Annotated in this window: 17 protein-coding genes; 7 read left to right on the top strand and 10 right to left on the bottom strand. The window is 65.3% G+C overall.

Translation table 11 applies throughout. The features are described from left to right. The first annotated feature begins 183 nt into the window (after positions 1-183). Genes BM365_RS01770 through acnB form a run of 3 tightly spaced genes read left to right on the top strand, consistent with a single transcriptional unit; the run spans position 184 to position 3,440 of the window. Positions 184-390, top strand: a complete 207-nt coding sequence (locus BM365_RS01770) for an AbrB/MazE/SpoVT family DNA-binding domain-containing protein (RefSeq protein WP_056880288.1) — start codon at positions 184-186, stop codon at positions 388-390. Beyond that, positions 387-788: a type II toxin-antitoxin system VapC family toxin gene (locus tag BM365_RS01765; RefSeq protein WP_056880287.1), complete on the top strand. Its 402-nt coding sequence runs from the start codon at positions 387-389 to the stop codon at positions 786-788. The genes BM365_RS01770 and BM365_RS01765 overlap by 4 nt, the downstream gene beginning before the upstream one ends. 60 nt (positions 789-848) lie before the next feature. Next, positions 849-3,440, top strand: coding sequence for a bifunctional aconitate hydratase 2/2-methylisocitrate dehydratase (acnB, locus tag BM365_RS01760; protein WP_093486041.1), 2,592 nt, complete (start codon positions 849-851; stop codon positions 3,438-3,440). A gap of 64 nt (positions 3,441-3,504) precedes the next feature. Here acnB and hflD read toward each other — a convergent pair whose 3' ends face one another. The 4 genes from hflD to BM365_RS01740 are packed head-to-tail and all read right to left on the bottom strand — an operon-like array spanning position 3,505 to position 6,181. Continuing rightward, positions 3,505-4,116: a high frequency lysogenization protein HflD gene (gene hflD / locus BM365_RS01755; RefSeq protein WP_093486039.1), complete on the bottom strand. Its 612-nt coding sequence runs from the start codon at positions 4,114-4,116 to the stop codon at positions 3,505-3,507. Then, a complete protein-coding gene (mnmA, locus tag BM365_RS01750; RefSeq protein WP_093486037.1) occupies positions 4,113-5,231 on the bottom strand; it encodes a tRNA 2-thiouridine(34) synthase MnmA in 1,119 nt (372 codons plus the stop codon). Before mnmA ends, hflD begins: the two co-directional genes overlap by 4 nt. Then, positions 5,228-5,704 carry an NUDIX hydrolase gene (locus tag BM365_RS01745; RefSeq protein WP_093486035.1) on the bottom strand — a complete coding sequence of 159 codons (477 nt, stop codon included), beginning with the start codon at positions 5,702-5,704 and terminating at the stop codon, positions 5,228-5,230. Before BM365_RS01745 ends, mnmA begins: the two co-directional genes overlap by 4 nt. Next, positions 5,705-6,181 carry a hypothetical protein gene (locus tag BM365_RS01740; protein WP_139227273.1) on the bottom strand — a complete coding sequence of 159 codons (477 nt, stop codon included), beginning with the start codon at positions 6,179-6,181 and terminating at the stop codon, positions 5,705-5,707. Positions 6,182-6,293: 112 nt separating this feature from the next. On the opposite strand from BM365_RS01740, the gene clpS reads away from it, so the two are divergent. Continuing rightward, positions 6,294-6,614: an ATP-dependent Clp protease adapter ClpS gene (clpS, locus tag BM365_RS01735; RefSeq protein WP_056880281.1), complete on the top strand. Its 321-nt coding sequence runs from the start codon at positions 6,294-6,296 to the stop codon at positions 6,612-6,614. Positions 6,615-6,767: 153 nt separating this feature from the next. Further along, complete coding sequence (gene clpA, locus BM365_RS01730; protein WP_093486031.1) at positions 6,768-9,047, top strand: ATP-dependent Clp protease ATP-binding subunit ClpA; 2,280 nt, start codon at positions 6,768-6,770, stop codon at positions 9,045-9,047. Positions 9,048-9,119: 72 nt separating this feature from the next. Here clpA and BM365_RS01725 read toward each other — a convergent pair whose 3' ends face one another. From BM365_RS01725 to trxB, 6 genes are all read right to left on the bottom strand, one after another. Continuing rightward, on the bottom strand, positions 9,120-9,485 hold the full coding sequence (locus BM365_RS01725; RefSeq protein WP_093486029.1) for a hypothetical protein: 366 nt from the start codon (positions 9,483-9,485) through the stop codon (positions 9,120-9,122). Between the two features lie 195 nt (positions 9,486-9,680). Beyond that, on the bottom strand, positions 9,681-9,899 hold the full coding sequence (infA, locus tag BM365_RS01720) for a translation initiation factor IF-1 (RefSeq protein WP_055943174.1): 219 nt from the start codon (positions 9,897-9,899) through the stop codon (positions 9,681-9,683). A gap of 86 nt (positions 9,900-9,985) precedes the next feature. Beyond that, complete coding sequence (gene aat, locus BM365_RS01715; RefSeq protein ID WP_093486027.1) at positions 9,986-10,732, bottom strand: leucyl/phenylalanyl-tRNA--protein transferase; 747 nt, start codon at positions 10,730-10,732, stop codon at positions 9,986-9,988. Continuing rightward, a complete protein-coding gene (locus tag BM365_RS01710; protein WP_093486025.1) occupies positions 10,729-11,889 on the bottom strand; it encodes a GNAT family N-acetyltransferase in 1,161 nt (386 codons plus the stop codon). The genes aat and BM365_RS01710 overlap by 4 nt, the downstream gene beginning before the upstream one ends. 10 nt (positions 11,890-11,899) lie before the next feature. Next, positions 11,900-12,784, bottom strand: coding sequence for a metallophosphoesterase (locus BM365_RS01705; protein WP_158253462.1), 885 nt, complete (start codon positions 12,782-12,784; stop codon positions 11,900-11,902). Positions 12,785-12,806: 22 nt separating this feature from the next. After that, positions 12,807-13,760 carry a thioredoxin-disulfide reductase gene (gene trxB, locus BM365_RS01700; protein WP_093486021.1) on the bottom strand — a complete coding sequence of 318 codons (954 nt, stop codon included), beginning with the start codon at positions 13,758-13,760 and terminating at the stop codon, positions 12,807-12,809. 288 nt (positions 13,761-14,048) lie between these two features. Between trxB and BM365_RS01695 the strand changes: the two genes are divergently transcribed. Further along, positions 14,049-16,412, top strand: coding sequence for a DNA translocase FtsK (locus tag BM365_RS01695; protein ID WP_093486019.1), 2,364 nt, complete (start codon positions 14,049-14,051; stop codon positions 16,410-16,412). A 100-nt stretch (positions 16,413-16,512) separates the two neighbouring features. Continuing rightward, positions 16,513-17,136: an outer membrane lipoprotein periplasmic chaperone LolA gene (gene lolA / locus BM365_RS01690; RefSeq protein ID WP_093486017.1), complete on the top strand. Its 624-nt coding sequence runs from the start codon at positions 16,513-16,515 to the stop codon at positions 17,134-17,136. Positions 17,137-17,144: the final 8 nt, after the last annotated feature.

Genomic DNA, 17,144 nt, shown 5'->3' with positions numbered 1-17,144 from the left:
CATAAGCCGCGAATCCTGGGCGTCTTGTCGATGCTTGCCCGGATTATCCGCCAAGACTGAGACAGCCGTGAGCCGACCAAAGCCGCAGGCGACGGGGCGAAGGTGGGGCAGGTGGGCAGGCTCCTATTTGGGGTATGCCTAAGGAAGTATGTATAATTCTTCCATACTCAAGAGGGCCCGCTGATGGAAGCCACCGTTGCGGAACGCGGCCAGATCACCCTGCCGAAGGCGGTGCGGGACGCCCTGGGCCTCACCAAAGGCAGCGTGCTGAAGGTCGAACTGGAAGGTAGCCGCATCGTATTGCGGAAGAGTGTCGACGACGCGATCTCGCGCGTGCGCGGCAAGTTCGCTCTGGATGCCGCGCCCGGCACGGATACGCCCGCCGAATGATCGCCGTCGATGCGCCCGTCCTGATCGAGTTGCTGACCGACGGCCCGCGCGCGGATGCCGTCGAAGCGGGCCTGCGCCAGAGCCTGGGCAGCGGCCGCGTGGTGGTCTGCGATGCCGCGCTGGCCCAGCTGTGCGCCTCGTTGCGCAATGGCGCCGACGCACTGGCGGCCGTCGAGGAAATGGGCGTGCACTTCCATGCCGTGGAAGCCAAGTCCGCGCTCCGTGCCGGCGAGATGCAGCGTCGTCACCGCCAGCGCTCCGGCGAGGCGAGGCCGATCGCCGACTTCCTGGTGGGCGCGCACGCGCTGTTGCAGTGCGATGGCCTGATCACCTTCGAGACCGCTTTCCACCGCGATTATTTCAAGGGCCTGAAACTGATCGTGCCCGCGAACGAATAAGCCGTACCCGCTTACACCGTTACCCCTTTCCACCGCACCATCGAACGACCGGAGTCACCCATGTTGGAAGCCTATCGCCACCACGTAGCCGAGCGCGCCGCGCTGGGCATCCCGCCGCTGCCGCTGTCGGCCCAGCAGACGGCCGAGGTCATCGAACTGCTGAAGAACCCGCCAGCCGGTGAAGAGGACTTCCTGGTCGAGCTGATCACGCATCGCGTGCCCGCCGGCGTCGACGATGCCGCCAAGGTGAAAGCGTCCTACTTGGCCGCCGTCGCGTTCGGTACCGAGAAGACCCCGCTGATCACGCCCACGCGCGCCACCGAGCTGCTGGGCACGATGCTGGGCGGCTACAACATCCACCCGCTGATCGAGCTGCTCGACAACGCCGAGCTGGGCGCGACCGCCGCCGAAGGGCTGAAGCACACGCTGCTGATGTTCGACAGTTTCCACGACGTGCAGGAGAAGGCGGAGCAGGGCAATGCCCACGCGCAGGCCGTGCTGAAGAGCTGGGCCGACGCCGAATGGTTCACCAGCAAGCCGGAAGTACCGCAGAGCCTGACCGTCACCGTCTTCAAGGTGCCGGGCGAGACCAACACCGACGACCTGTCGCCGGCGCCCGACGCCACCACGCGTCCGGACATCCCGCTGCACGCATTGGCGATGCTGAAGAACAAGCGCCCCGATGCGCCGTTCGTGCCGGAAGAAGACGGCAAGCGCGGCCCGATCCAGGAAATCCTGTCGCTGAAAGACAAGGGCCATCTGGTCGCTTACGTCGGTGACGTGGTCGGCACCGGCTCTTCGCGCAAGTCGGCAACCAACAGCGTGCTGTGGTTCACCGGCGAGGACATCCCGTTCATCCCGAACAAGCGCTTCGGTGGCGTCTGCCTGGGCAGCAAGATCGCCCCGATTTTCTACAACACGATGGAAGACGCCGGCGCGCTGCCGATCGAACTCGACGTCTCGCAGATGAACCATGGCGACGTGGTCGAGCTGCGACCGTACGACGGCAAGGCATTGAAGAACGGCGAAGTGATCGCCGAGTTCCAGGTGAAGTCCGACGTGCTGTTCGACGAAGTGCGCGCCGGTGGCCGCATCCCGCTGATCATCGGCCGCGGCCTGACCGCGAAGGCCCGCGAAGCGCTGAAGCTGCCGGCGACGGACCTGTTCCGCCAGCCGCAGCAGCCCGCCGACAGCGGCAAGGGCTTCTCGCTGGCGCAGAAGATGGTGGGGCGCGCCTGCGGCTTGCCGGAAGGCCAGGGCGTGCGCCCGGGTGCCTACTGCGAGCCGAAGATGACTTCGGTGGGTTCGCAGGACACCACCGGCCCGATGACCCGCGACGAGCTGAAGGACTTGGCTTGCCTGGGTTTCTCCGCCGACCTGGTGATGCAGTCCTTCTGCCATACCGCGGCCTATCCGAAGCCGGTCGACGTGAAGACGCACCATACGCTGCCGGAGTTCATCTCCACCCGCGGCGGCATCTCGCTGCGCCCGGGCGACGGCGTGATCCACAGCTGGCTCAACCGCATGCTGATGCCCGACACCGTCGGTACCGGTGGCGACTCGCATACGCGCTTCCCGGTGGGCATTTCGTTCCCGGCCGGTTCCGGCCTGGTCGCGTTCGCCGCGGCCACCGGCGTGATGCCGCTGGACATGCCGGAATCGGTGCTGGTCCGCTTCAAGGGCGAGTTGCAGCCGGGCGTGACGCTGCGCGACCTGGTCAACGCGATCCCGTACTACGCCATCAAGTCCGGGCTGCTGACCGTGGCCAAGGCGGGCAAAAAGAACATCTTCTCCGGCCGCATCCTCGAGATCGAAGGCCTGCCGGATTTGAAGGTGGAGCAGGCGTTCGAACTGTCCGACGCCTCGGCCGAACGTTCCGCCGCCGGTTGCACCGTGCGCCTGAACAAGGAGCCGATCATCGAGTACCTCACCAGCAACATCACGCTGCTCAAGTGGATGATCGCCGAAGGTTACGCCGACGCCCGTTCGCTCAGCCGCCGCATCGCGAAGATGGAAGAGTGGCTGGCCGACCCGCAGTTGCTGGAGCCGGATGCCGACGCCGAGTACGCGGCGATCATCGACATCGATCTCGCCGACGTGCACGAGCCGCTGCTGGCCTGCCCGAACGACCCGGACGATGTGAAGACGCTGTCGGATGTCGCGGGTACCGTGATCGACGAAGTGTTCATCGGTTCGTGCATGACCAACATCGGTCACTTCCGCGCCGCCGCCAAGCTGTTGGAAGGCAAGCGCGACATTCCGACCCGCCTCTGGGTCGCGCCGCCGACCAAGATGGATGCCTCGGAGCTGACCAAGGAAGGCGTCTACGGTACGTTCGGCACCGCGGGTGCGCGCATGGAAATGCCCGGCTGCTCGCTGTGCATGGGCAACCAGGCGCAGGTGCGCGAAGGCGCGACGGTGTTCTCCACCTCGACCCGCAACTTCCCGAACCGCCTGGGTCGCAACTCCAACGTGTTCCTGGGGTCGGCCGAGCTGGCCGCGATCTGCTCACGCCTGGGCAAGATCCCGACCAAGGCCGAGTACATGGCCGACATCGGCGTGATCAACGAGAAGGGCGCGGAGATCTATCGCTACATGAACTTCGACCAGATCGAGGAATACCAGGACGTGGCGAAGACCGTGGCGGCCTGATCGCCCGGCAGGAAACGAAAAGGCCCGGCATTGCCGGGCCTTTTTCTTGCAGGCTTACTGGAACTCAGTCGAGCCAGGCGTCCACGGCGTCGAGCATCTGCCTGCGGCCGAGCACGAAATCCCACATCGAGCCGCCCAGTTGGCGCCACAGCACGGCCGAACGCACCGCAGCCAGCAGGATGGCGCGGATCTCCGCCACCACGCCCGGCTGGCCAAGGTAGTGCGGGTTACCCTGGACCATCACGCGCGGACGTAAGTGGCTGATGGTGTCGGCGTACAGCCCGCCCAGCGCGGACAGGGTGTCCGGATGCGTGCTTCCCTGTTGTTCCGCACGCGGGGCGATCTCGTTCAACCCGCGCACGACGGCATGCACGGTGTCGTCCTCGCTGACGAAGCGGCGCTCCAATTGCAACACGGACATCGCCAGGCGGGGCAGCGCGTCGTCGCCCGCCTCTTTGGCCAGGTAACCGCGCAGCACGCGCAGGCCGGGCGTGATGTCGCCGAGGCGGCCATAGACCGCCATCGGAGAAGCCGCGTCGATGCGGAACACGCTTTCCAGCGATGCCTGCACGGCCGAGGACTCGGACTGGCCGGTCTCTGCGATGCGGCGCACCTGGTGGAGGGCCTGCGCCAGCCCGGCGAGGGCCAGCACACGGTCGGAATATCGGTTGCTCAAGCTGCTTGCTCCGCGAGTTTCATTTCAAGAGGGGCATCGGTGCGCGCGATGACCGCGCCGCCCAGGCATTCGTCACCGTCATACAGCACCAAGGACTGCCCCGGCGTGACGGCGCGCTGCGGCGTGGAGAACTCCACGGCCACAGTGCCATCGCTGAGCACCTGCACCTGGCAGGGCTCGTCCGGCTGCCGGTAGCGGGTCTGAGCCGTGCAGTCGAAACGTTCGGCGGGCGGGCTGCCGGCGATCCAGTGCGCCGATTCGGTCCACAGGCGCGTGGACATCAGGTAGGGGCTTTGCGTGTCCTGATCGACGTACAGCACGTTGTGGGCGACGTCCTTGCCCACGACATACCAAGGCGCCTGTGGACGGCCCCGCACACCGCCGATCTGCAGACCTTCGCGCTGCCCGAGCGTGAAATAGAAGACGCCGGGGTGCTCGCCGATCACCTGGCCCTGCGGGTCGCGCATCTCGCCACGCTTCGCAGGCAGGTAGCGGCCCAGGAACTCACGGAAGTCGCGCTCCCCAATGAAGCAGATGCCGGTGGAGTCCTTCTTGTCGTGGGTCTGTAGGCCGGCCTCACGGGCGATCCGGCGCAGATCGGACTTCTGCAGTCCACCGATGGGGAACAGCGTGGCCGACAGTTGCGCCTGGCCGAGCTGGTGCAGGAAATAGCTCTGGTCCTTGCCGCGGTCCACGCCGCGCAGCAGGCGCCAGCGACCGCCCACCTCGTCCACGCGCGCATAGTGCCCGGTGGCGATTTTCTCGGCCCCCAGGTCGCGGGCTGCATCGAGGAAATGCTTGAACTTCACCTCGCGGTTGCACAGAACGTCGGGATTCGGCGTGCGGCCCGCGGCGTACTCGGCCAGGAAGTGTTCGAACACCCCTTGCCAGTACTCCGACGAGAAATCGCGGAAATGGAAGGGGATGCCCAAGCGGCCGCAGACGGCCACCGCATCGCGACGGTCGTCCTCGGCACGGCACTCTCCGGTGCCGTCGTCGGCCCAGTTCTGCATGAAGAGGCCGGCGACCGGTTCTCCTTGCTCGACCAGCTGCAGGGCGGCCACCGATGAATCGACGCCCCCCGAAACCCCGACGATGATGCGTGGCGCGCTCACGGCACGTGCTGGAGCAGGGACAGCGGCGACCGGCGACCGCCCAGGTAGTCCTGGACGACCTGCCAGACCAACGGACTGCGATGGCGTTCGGCCTGCTGTTGCAGCTCCTCCGGCGTCAGCCAGTGCGCCTGCACGATGCCGTCGTCCAGCGGACGGTCTGGCAGGTGCCGCACCGGCGTCGCAGCGAAGGCGAAGCGCAGGTAGTGGCGGCCGCCGCTTCCATCGGGATTGGTGGCCTTCCACTGGTAGGCGCCGATGAACGCTGTCAGTTCGACTTCCCAGCCGGTTTCCTCGAGGGTTTCGCGGCGGGCCGCTTCCAGCAGGCTCTCGTCCGGCTCGAGGTGACCGGCAGGTTGGTTGAACACCAAACGGCCTTGGGCGCGCTCCTCGACCATCAGCAGTTTTCCGTCTCGGACCACCACCGTGGCCACGGTGACGTCGGGTTGCCAGAAGCGGCCTTCGCGGTAGCTCACTTAGAGGTCGTCCTTGTTGCCGGAAAGTTGGATTTCCTGGTTGTCGGCGGTTTCCGCCGCGATGTCCATGGCGGCTTCCAGCGCGGCAGCGTCCACGCTGTCGGGCAGCTTGATTACGAAGACAAGCACGTCGCCCTCGATCTCCCAGGCCCCGAGCTTCTGTGCGCGGCTGGCAGCCAGCAGGGCGAGCGCCTTTTTGCCGTCGATGCCATCGGCCCCTACGCGACCAGCAGGCGAGAAGACCTCACGGATGCTCAGTCCGCTGACCTGTTGCGTAGCGCCGGAAACGAAGACGAGCTGAGTCCGGTTCTCCTGCTGATAGGAGTACATCACTCGGTAGTCGCCGTCGGCATCGACTTCGAACTTCAGGCCGCGGGCATTCAGGCGCGCCTCCACCGAGGCATCGGCGGCATGCGCTGGCCCAGCAAGGAAGGCAGCGCAGGCGAGAACGGCGGCGGCGGATCGGGCAAACGTCATGGTCTAGGCGGAATCGGGGTGGGGGAGTGCGCATTGTGGCCGTGGTCACGCATGGCGTCCACGCGCGGCCGCGACGGCGGCGGTGAGCGACGCCAGCGCCTATAATTGCGTCATGGCCCGCAAGAACGAAAACGAACGCGACCACGGCTTACTGGTGGAGACCAGCCGGCCCGAGGTCGCGCCGCCGCCCCTGTACCAGGTGTTGCTGCTCAACGACGATTACACACCCATGGACTTCGTGGTGACGGTCCTGCAGCAGTTCTTCGTCATGGACCTGGAAAAGGCGACCCAGGTGATGTTGCACGTGCATACCCGTGGCCGGGGCGTCTGCGGCGTCTACACGCGCGAGGTCGCCGAGTCCAAGGTGGCCCAAGTCAACGAGTTTTCCCGTATGAACCAGCATCCCTTGCTGTGCACGATGGAGAAGTCCTGAGGGATCCGGCAGGGGCAGCCGGGCCGGCATGAACGGTGTTGGGGGCGCCGCCGCAAGGTACAAGGTAACGATCCCTGAACACTGAAATCCGGTAGGGTGATGGAAAACCGCCCGCCAAGCCGCATATTGTCGGCATCGGCCCCGGAGGCAACCATGTTCAGCAAAGACCTCGAGCAAACCATCGGCCAGTGCTACAAGCGCGCCCGAGAAGCTCGGCACGAATTCATGACCGTCGAGCATCTACTGCTCGCGCTCCTAGAAAATCCCTCGGCACAGGCCGTCCTGAAGGCGACCGGCGCGGACGCGGGCCGCCTGCGCGCGGACCTGGAACAGGCGATCGAAGCCTCGGTCTCCCGCCTGGCGGAAGACGATGGCCGCGACACCCAACCGACGCTCGGCTTCCAGCGCGTGCTGCAGCGCGCCGTCTACCACGTGCAATCCTCGGGCAAGAAGGAGGTCACCGGCGCCAACGTATTGGTGGCGATCTTCGGCGAGAAGGATTCGCATGCGGTGTACTTCCTTAACCAGCAGGACGTGACCCGGCTGGACATAGTCAACTATCTGTCCCATGGCATCGCCAAGCAGGGCGAGGAAAACGACGCCGCGGGGCACCCGGAAGGCGAGGGCAAGGCCGAGGGAACGGACGGCGAAGGCAAGGGCGACGCCCTTACCGAGTTCGCCAGCAACCTCAACGACCTCGCACGGCAGGGCAAGATCGACCCGCTGGTCGGCCGCGGAGACGAGATCGAGCGCACCATCCAGGTCCTGTGCCGCCGTCGCAAGAACAACCCGCTCTATGTCGGTGAAGCCGGCGTAGGCAAGACCGCGCTGGCGGAAGGTCTGGCCAAGCGCATCGTCGAGGGCGACGTGCCCGACGTGCTGCTGGATGCGGTCATCTACTCGCTGGATCTCGGCGCACTGGTGGCGGGCACCAAGTACCGCGGCGACTTCGAGAAGCGCCTGAAAGGCGTGCTCGCGTCGATCAAGAAGATCCCGGGCGCCATCCTGTTCGTCGACGAGATCCACACCATCATCGGAGCCGGTTCCGCGAGTGGTGGGACGATGGATGCTTCGAACCTGATCAAGCCGGCGCTGGCATCGGGTGAGCTGCGCTGCATCGGCTCGACCACGTTCCAGGAATACCGCGGGATCTTCGAGAAGGACCGCGCGCTCGCACGACGCTTCCAGAAGATCGACATCGTGGAACCCACGGTCGGCGAGACCTACCAGATCCTGCAGGGACTGAAGCCGAAGTACGAAGCGCACCACGGCGTGACCTATGCCGATGACGCGTTGCAGGCCGCGGTCGACCTGTCGGTCAAGCACATCGGCGACCGCCTGCTGCCCGACAAGGCCATCGACGTCATCGACGAAGCCGGCGCGCGCCAGCGGCTGCTGCCGCTGGAAACCCGCAAGGAACTGATCGACGTCGAGGAAATCGAAACCATCGTCGCCAAGATGGCGCGCATCCCCGCCAAGCAGGTGTCCTCGTCCGACAAGGACGTTCTGCAGCACCTGGAGCGCAACCTGAAGATGGTGATCTTCGGTCAGGATCCCGCTATCGAAACGCTAGCCTCGGCGATCAAGCTCGCGCGTAGCGGCTTGGGCAACCCGGACAAGCCGATCGGCAACTTCCTGTTCGCCGGCCCCACGGGCGTGGGCAAGACCGAGGTGACCAAACAACTGGCGCTGCAGCTGGGCATCGAACTGGTCCGCTTCGACATGAGCGAGTACATGGAGCCGCATTCGGTCAGCCGACTGATCGGCGCGCCTCCTGGCTATGTCGGTTTCGACCAGGGCGGCCTGCTGACCGAGAAAATCGTCAAGACGCCGCACTGCGTGCTGTTGCTGGACGAGGTCGAGAAAGCGCACCCCGACATCTTCAACATCCTGCTGCAGGTCATGGATCGCGGGGTACTGACGGATACCAACGGCCGCGAGGCGAACTTCAAGAACGTCATCCTGGTCATGACGACCAACGCGGGTGCTGCGCAGGCCTCGCGCCGTACGATCGGCTTCATGCAGCAGGACCACTCCACCGATGCGATGGAAGTGATCCGTCGGAGCTTCACGCCGGAGTTCCGTAACCGTCTGGACGCCATCGTCCAGTTCCAGGGCCTGGGCTTCGACCACATCCTGCGCGTGGTGGACAAGTTCATCATCGAGCTGGAAATGCTGCTGCAGGAGAAGCATGTCAGCCTGTCGGCCACGCCGGCGGCGCGCGACTGGCTGGCCCAGCATGGCTTCGATCCGTTGATGGGCGCGCGTCCGATGTCGCGTCTGATCCAGGACAAGGTGAAGCGGCCGCTCGCCGACGAACTGCTGTTCGGCAAGCTGGTCAACGGCGGCCGGGTCAGCATCGATGCCCGCGACGGCGAACTGGTGGTCGATGCACAGGCGGAGCCGGAGCGGCTGCTGCCAGCAACGGTCTGACCTGACCACGGATCTTCCAGAGCGAAAAGAAGAAGGCGGCCAGAGGCCGCCTTCTTTCATTGCGTTGAGACTTCAGCGGGAGGCGCGCTTCTTGCGCTGGGCGAATTCTTCGGCGCTGATCAGCTCCACGGCGTTGACGTCGCAATTGGCTTCCTTGGTGATTACCTTCGTGCCTGACGGACACAGGCGGTTCTCCTGTCCGTCCGTACTGATCTTGATACTGGACGTAATCTGGATCGAGCTACAGGCACGCGCGAAACCGATCCGGTATTGGGCCTGGCCATCGCGCAGGAAGATCTGTTGGCCGCTGCCAGCGCGCACGATGTCCTGGCGGGCCCCTAGGTCGATGCACTCGGTGACGGGTTCGTTGGCGGACGCCGCGAAGGCGTTTGAAGCTAGCCCCAACAGGGCTAGGCAGAAGAGGGAACGAACATTCATGGCGGGGGTCAGGTGGCGGCCCGGATTGGCCGGCGCCCACGTTAGTGCCGGCTTCTTTACAGCGAATCTGCCTGAGGGACCAATGACGAGTGACCCAATGAAGGAAGTCACGGGGTCTTCTTGCGCCAGCTTCCATGGCGCCCAAAACGAGCAAGGCGGCCATTGGCCGCCTTTGAAATCAATTGCTTAATGCAATTATTTCATGCGATAGGTGATGCGACCCTTGGTCAGATCGTAGGGGGTCATTTCGACCTTCACCTTGTCGCCGGTCAGGATGCGGATGTAGTTCTTGCGCATGCGGCCGGAGATGTGGGCGATGATCTCGTGCCCGTTCTCCAGCTTGACCCGGAACATGGTGTTGGGCAGCGTCTCGGCGACGGTGCCTTCGAATTCAATGGAATCGTCTTTCGACATGTATGCCTGTGCTGTGCCGCTAGGGATGGCGCGAGCCATGAAGCCGGGCATTGTACGCCTGACACGCGCCAGGTGCAAAAATTCCGTTATGGCCCCGATGCTTGCGCCAATCGGGAGGCTTCACGGCCTCCGAATCCCTCGGTCCAGGTGCCTTCCGGGGAGGACAGGTCCACGAGCTCGGCGATGGCCCCGGTGAAGGCTTCGCGCGGCATGAGCGAGGCGCCCAGCGAGGCGAGATGAGGGTTCTCCACCTGCGCATCGATTAGCGGCCAGCCCGACTCGGCCAAGTACGCCGCCAACGAAGCGAGCGCTACCTTCGATCCTCCGCTGCGGGCGCTGAACATGCTTTCGCCGAAGAACATTCGCCCGATTGCCACGCCATAGATGCCGCCAACGAGAGCGTCTTCGTCGAAGACTTCGACCGAATGCGCGTGCCCTTGCCGATGAAGATCGAGGTAGGCCTGCCGCATCCCCGAGGTGATCCAGGTGCCTCGTTGTCCGGGACGAGGCGATTGGGCACACGCGGTGATCACCTGCTCGAAGCAGGTGTCGGCACGGACATGCCAGGTGTTCTGCCTGAGCGCGCGACGGAAGCGCGAAGAGAGCCGGACGCCATCGGTGCGAAACACCATGCGGGGATCCGGCGACCACCACAGCGGCGGCTGGCCCGCGGAGAACCAGGGGAATATCCCGTGGCGGTACGCGTTGAGCAGGCGCGGCAATGACAAGTCGCCGCCGATCGCCAGCAGCCCATCGGGATCGCGCATGGCGTGCTCGACGGGAGGGAAGGGTGCGTACGGGTCGGGCGAGAGGACGATGGGCCGGGTGTTCATGCTGGAATTCCAGGAGTCCCCGGGGCGGGCCGGCCCTGATCCTTGAAGGGCGTGTGCGAATGCAATGTGCGCACGTAGCGGCGCACGGCCGCCGTCTCCTGTGCGCACCAGTCGGCGAGGGCGGCGGCGAAGTCGGAATCGGCGACCCAGTGCCGGGAATGCACGAAGGCCGGCAGGAAGCCGCGCGCGATCTTGTGTTCGCCCTGCGCGCCGGGCTCGAACAGGGTCAGGTCTTCGCGAAGGCAGTACTCGATGCCCTGGTAGTAGCAGGTCTCGAAGTGCAGCCCAGGCAATGTCGTCTGCGCACCCCAGTAGCGGCCGTACAGCGCATCACCGCCGCGTAGGCACAAGGCTCCCGCGATGGTGTCGCCCTCATGGTCGGCAAGGAACATGACGAGATTGCGCGACAGGGTGCGTGCGAGGTGGCGCAGGAACCCGAGCGTCAGCGCAGGCGAATTGCCGTAATCGCGGAACGTGCGCAGATAGAAGCCGAACATGGCCTGCAGGTCGGCCTCGCTGGCCTCGTCGCCGTGCAGCACGCGGAAGCTCACGCCGGCACGTGCGACTTTCGCTCGTTCCTGACGGATGTTCTTGCGGTGCTTGTGGTCGAAATCGGCAAGAAATCCATCGAACGTCCGCCAATGGCCCGGGTTGCGCCAGTGATACTGGACGTCGGTACGCGCCAACCAGGCATCGGAGAAGGCGGCATCCTCGGGTACCGGGTGGAAGTTGACGTGCGCCGACGATAACCCGAGGCGACGCGCTTCCTCTTCGATCGCCTGCAGCAGTGCCACGCGATGGCGGGGATCCGACGCCAGCAGGCGCGGGCCGGTGACGGGCGAATAGGGCACGGCGCCCAGCCACTTGGGGTAGTAGTCCGTCCCGTGCTGCGCATAGGCATGCGCCCATGCATGGTCGAAGACGAACTCACCGTGCGAATTGTCCTTGAGGTATCCGGGCGCTGCGGCGATCAGGCGATCGCCTTCCCACAGCGATGCGTGGTGGGGACGCCATCCCCAGTCCGCGCGCAGGCAGCCTTCGGCCTCCATTCCGTGCAGGAAAGCATGGGATACGAACGGATTGCGGCTGTCGTGCAGCGCGTCCCAGGCAGGGGCGGGCACATCGGCAAGCGAGGCGAGAAAACGGACGACCGGCATCGCCACGATGCTACGGACGCAGGTCCAGCACGTCGATGGTCGGCGGGTTGAACAAGCGCATCGGCAACCCGATCTCGCCGGTACCGACCGTGGTGAACACCCGAACGTCGCCGCGGGGCGTCTTGAGTGTCTGCAATCCGCGATCGAATCCGTACTGACTGGGAATGACACGGCGATACAGCCACGGGATGCGGATCTGGCCGCCGTGGGTATGCCCAGCAAGGACCAGTGCAGCATCGTCGGGCCCGAGCTGGATGGCGCTGTCAGGATTGTGGGTCAGCACGACAACGGGGCGCCGCGCGCTTGCCGCGAGGAAGCCTGCATCGTCCTTCTGCGCCCAGCGATCGCCAAGCCCGGCAAGCCGGAGATCGCCCACGTCGGCGAAGCTGCCTTCAATGACCTGCACGCGATGAGCGGCGAGCGCGTGACGCAACGCCTGATCGATATCCGGGCCGGGGGCTTGCTGGTCGTGGTTGCCCAGGACCGCATAGACCGGCACGTTCACGCGTGCCAACGGCGCGAACATGAGCTCCAGCGACGCATCGTCGGGCTCATAGGTGAAATCGCCCGCGATCACTACCGCATCGACGGCCTGGGCATTGATGCGGTCCACCAGTCGATCGAGGAACCCCGGCCCCTTGTAGATGCCGAGGTGGATGTCGCTGACCAGCGCGATCCGGGCCGCCGCGCCGGTGCCGGCGACGGTGGTGTGCTGCACCCGGATCATCTGCGGTTCGATGAAGCGGGCCCAGACGAACACCAGGGCGCCCACCAGCAGCAGCGCCGTCCACGCGCGGGAGGTGCGCCGACGCAGACGCCACAGCAGCCAGACGATGGCCGGCCAGGCCAGCCAGCTGCCATAGAACAGGCACTGCTTGATCAGCAGCTTGTCCACGCTCCGCGCGCGCCCGGGTGGGTCAGGCGTCCTTGTCCAGGAAGCGTTCCGCATCCAGCGCCGCCATGCAGCCGAAGCCAGCCGAAGTGATGGCCTGCCGGTAGTGCTGGTCTGTCACGTCGCCGGCGGCAAACACGCCGGGGATGGTGGTCGCGGTCGCGTTGCCTTCGATGCCGGAACGGATCTTCAGGTAGCCATTGCTCATGTCGAGCTGGCCTTCGAAGAGGCTGGTGTTGGGGGTGTGGCCGATCGCAACGAAGAACCCGTGGATGTCGATTTCGCGCGTGCTGTCGTCCAGCACCGACTTCACCCGCAGACCCGTCACGCCGGCTTCGTTGCCCAGCACCTCGTCGACGGTGTGGTGCCACACCGGCTCGATCTTGCCCGCCTGGATCTTGGCGAACAGCTTGTCTTGCATGATCTTTTCGGCGCGCAGTGTGTCCCGGCGGTGCACCAGGTAGACCTTGCGCGCGATGTTGGCCAGGTACAGCGCCTCTTCCACGGCGGTATTGCCGCCGCCGATCACCGCCACGTCCTGGTCGCGGTAGAAGAAGCCGTCGCAGGTCGCGCAGGCGGACACGCCGCGGCCCTTGAACGCCTCTTCCGACTCCAGGCCCAGGTACTTGGCGGTTGCACCGGTGGCGATGATCAGGGCGTCGGCGGTGTATTCGCCGCTGTCGCCGATCAGCTTGAACGGGCGCTTGGACAGGTCGGCGGTATGGATGTGGTCGAAAATGACCTCGGTCTCGAACCGTTCGGCATGCGCCTGCATGCGGGTCATCAGGTCCGGCCCCATCAAGCCATGGGCATCGCCGGGCCAGTTGTCCACTTCCGTCGTCGTCATCAGCTGACCGCCCTGCTGCAGCCCCGTGATCACCACGGGCTTGAGGTTGGCGCGGGCTGCATAGACGGCAGCGGTCCAACCGGCAGGGCCGGAGCCCAGGATCAACAGGCGGCAGTGCTTGGAAGTGCTCATGTATACTCGCGAAAGGTGGTAAACGGGCAGGCAACGACGCGTTCGCGCATCGTTCGCAGGCACATAGAGTGGCGTTGCGTATCCGGCGAATCAAGGCGCGCAGATGGAAAGCGGTGATGCAGGCCGGACCACGAAGGAAGGGATCGAAGACGCTGCGCGACCGCGCGGCGTTTTTGCTATCCGGTCTCTGGCCGGGGTCCGTGGCGCCAGAGAAGACCGGCTGTTGCGCCGCACACGATTCGTTTACTATCAATCACTAACAGAAATTTCCTAAGGTCTGGTCCAAAGGTGGCGAAGCAGCTCCCGGACAACGGCAAATCAAAGGCGGCACCCGCCGCTACGCGCAAGCAGGCGACGCCGCCCAATCCGCGTCGGCAGCGCCTGTGGCGCGACCTCGCGCTGATCGCCATCGCGCCCTTGCTGCTGTATCTGCTGGCCAGCCTTTTCACTTTTTCGCCGCAGGACCCCAGCTGGTCGCAGTCCGGCAGCCTCACGGCGCCCGTGCACAACATGGGCGGCCTGGCGGGCGCCTATCTGGCCGACATGCTGCTGTGGCTGTTCGGCTATGTGGCCTTCCTGCTGCCGTTGATCCTGGGTGCGATCGCCTGGATCGCCCTGTTCGGCATGGATACCGATGGTGACGGAAACGCCGATCTCGGGCCCGCATTGCGGCTGATCGGCATGGTGGCGTTCCTCATCTCCGCCACCGGCCTGCTGCACCTCCGGGGCGTACCGGCTGAGCATTTCTCTGCGGGTGCCGGCGGTATCCTCGGCACGCTGGTGGGCAAATCCTTGCTCAAGCTGTTCGGCGGTCTGGGCGGCAACCTGTTCCTGCTGGTGCTGTTCCTGACCTCGGTGACGCTGGCGACCGGCCTGTCCTGGTTCGCGGTGATGGAGCGCATCGGCAAGTACGTGCTGATGCTGCCGGACCTGTTCCGCCGTGGCAGCCAGCAGGCCAACGAATGGCAGCAGACGCGCGCTATGCGCGAAGAGCGCGAAACCGTCCGCAAGACCGATGCCATCGCGCGTGCCAAGCGCGAGCCCGTGAAGATCGAGCCGCCCGCGCCGGCAGTGGTCGAGAAAAGCGAACGCGCCAAGCGTGAGCAGCAAATCCCGCTGTTCCACGGCACCGGCGGGGACGAGTCCGGCTTGCCGCCGCTGTCGCTGCTCGACGACCCCAAGCCGCAGACCAAGGGGTATTCCGAAGAGACGCTGGAAACGCTGTCGCGCCAGATCGAATTCAAGCTCAAGGACTTCCGCATCGATGTGCAGGTGGTCGGCGCCTATCCGGGGCCGGTGATCACGCGCTTCGAGATGGAGCCCGCGCCCGGCGTGAAGGTCAGCCAGATCAGCTCGCTGGACAAGGACATCGCCCGCGGCCTGTCGGTGAAGTCGGTGCGCGTGGTGGACGTGATCCCGGGCAAGTCGGTGATCGGCCTGGAGATCCCCAACACCAGTCGCGAGATGATCTTCCTATCCGAACTGTTGCGCTCGAAGGAGTACGACAAGTCCGGCAGCGTGCTGACGCTCGCACTGGGCAAGGACATCGCCGGCCGGCCGACCGTGGCCGATCTGGCGCGCATGCCGCACCTGCTGGTCGCCGGTACCACCGGTTCGGGCAAGTCGGTGGCGGTCAACGCGATGGTGCTAAGCCTGCTGTACAAGGCGTCGCCGAAAGACCTGCGCATGCTGATGATCGACCCGAAGATGCTGGAACTCAGCGTCTACCAGGGCATCCCGCACTTGCTGGCCCCGGTGGTCACCGACATGAAGGAGGCCGCCAACGGTCTGCGCTGGTGCGTGGCGGAGATGGAGCGTCGCTACAAGCTGATGAGCGCCGTGGGCGTGCGCAACCTGGCCGGCTTCAACAAGAAGGTCAAGGACGCGATGGACGCGGGGCAGCCGTTGATGGACCCGTTGTTCAAACCGAATCCGGATCTTGCCGAGGCGCCGCGTCCGCTCGAGCCGATGCCCTTCATCGTCATCTTCATCGACGAATTCGCCGACATGATGATGATCGTCGGCAAGAAGGTCGAAGAACTCATCGCCCGCCTGGCGCAGAAAGCACGCGCCGCCGGCATCCATCTGATCCTCGCCACCCAGCGTCCGTCGGTGGACGTCATCACCGGCTTGATCAAGGCGAATATCCCCACTCGTATCGCCTTCCAGGTCAGCTCGAAGATCGACTCGCGCACGATCCTGGACCAGTCGGGTGCCGAGACGCTGCTGGGCCATGGCGACATGCTGTACCTGCCACCGGGCACCGCCATGCCCGAGCGCATCCACGGTGCCTTCGTCAGTGACGAGGAAGTACATCGCGTCGTCGAGCACCTCAAGGCCAGCGGCAGCGCCGACTACATCGAAGGCGTGCTGGAAGAAATCCAGACCATGGGCGATGGCATCGTGGTCGGCCCGACGGGGCTGCCAGAGTCCGGCGGCGGCGGTGGCGACGAGTCCGATCCGCTGTACGACGAAGCAGTCAAGATCGTCACCGAGAGCCGGCGTGCCTCGATCTCCGGCGTGCAGCGCCGCCTGAAGATCGGCTACAACCGTGCCGCGCGCCTGATCGAGGCCATGGAAGCAGCAGGTGTCGTGACGCCGCCTGAGCACAACGGCGACCGCCAGGTGCTGGCGCCGCCGCCGCCCCGCTGAGTCGTCGCCTGAACACATCCGTAGACATCCCGCTCCGATCTGCAGCCTGTTCAGTTTCGCCACGGCACACTCTTCACAACGTCCCCATCCCGGAACGCCCATGCTCCGCACTGCACGCTACGCCATCCTTGCCACCGCTCTGCTCGCGACCACGGCGCTTGCCGGTGCACGCGATGAACTGAAGACCTTCACCACCGGCCTGAAGGGGCTGGACGGCCAGTTCACTCAAAAGGTCTATGACGGCGGCGGCAAGCTCAAGGAAAGCTCCAGCGGCCGCGTGGCCTTGTCCGCGCCGCGCCTGTTCCGCTGGGAATACAACAAGCCGTACGAACAACTGATCGTGGCCGATGGCAAGAAGGTGTGGGTCTACGACCCCGACCTGCAGCAGGCGACCGTACGCGAGCAGGGCGTCGAAGAAGAGAACAGCCCGCTCGCGGCCCTGATCGACCCCGGCAAGCTCGACCAGCAGTTCAAGGTCGCCGAGGCCGCTGGGCAGGGCGGCATCCAGTGGCTGACGCTCACGCCGAAGCGGGAAGGCGATGCCAGTTTCCAGACCGCACGCTTGGCGTTCGCCAATGGCACGCTGGTCAAGATGGAAGTGAAGGATGCCGTGGGCCAGCGCACCGAGATCAGCTTTACCGGCTGGAAGCGCAACCCGGCCTTCGCGGCAGGTACATTCAAGTACGCGCCGGGGAAGGGCGTGGACGTGGTGGGCGGCCCGTAACCGGCATC

This window comes from Pseudoxanthomonas sp. YR558 (assembly GCF_900116385.1).
Lineage (GTDB): Bacteria > Pseudomonadota > Gammaproteobacteria > Xanthomonadales > Xanthomonadaceae > Pseudoxanthomonas_A.
The sequence above is the reverse complement of the archived record's forward strand: the minus strand, read 5'-3'. Positions and strand labels throughout refer to the sequence as shown.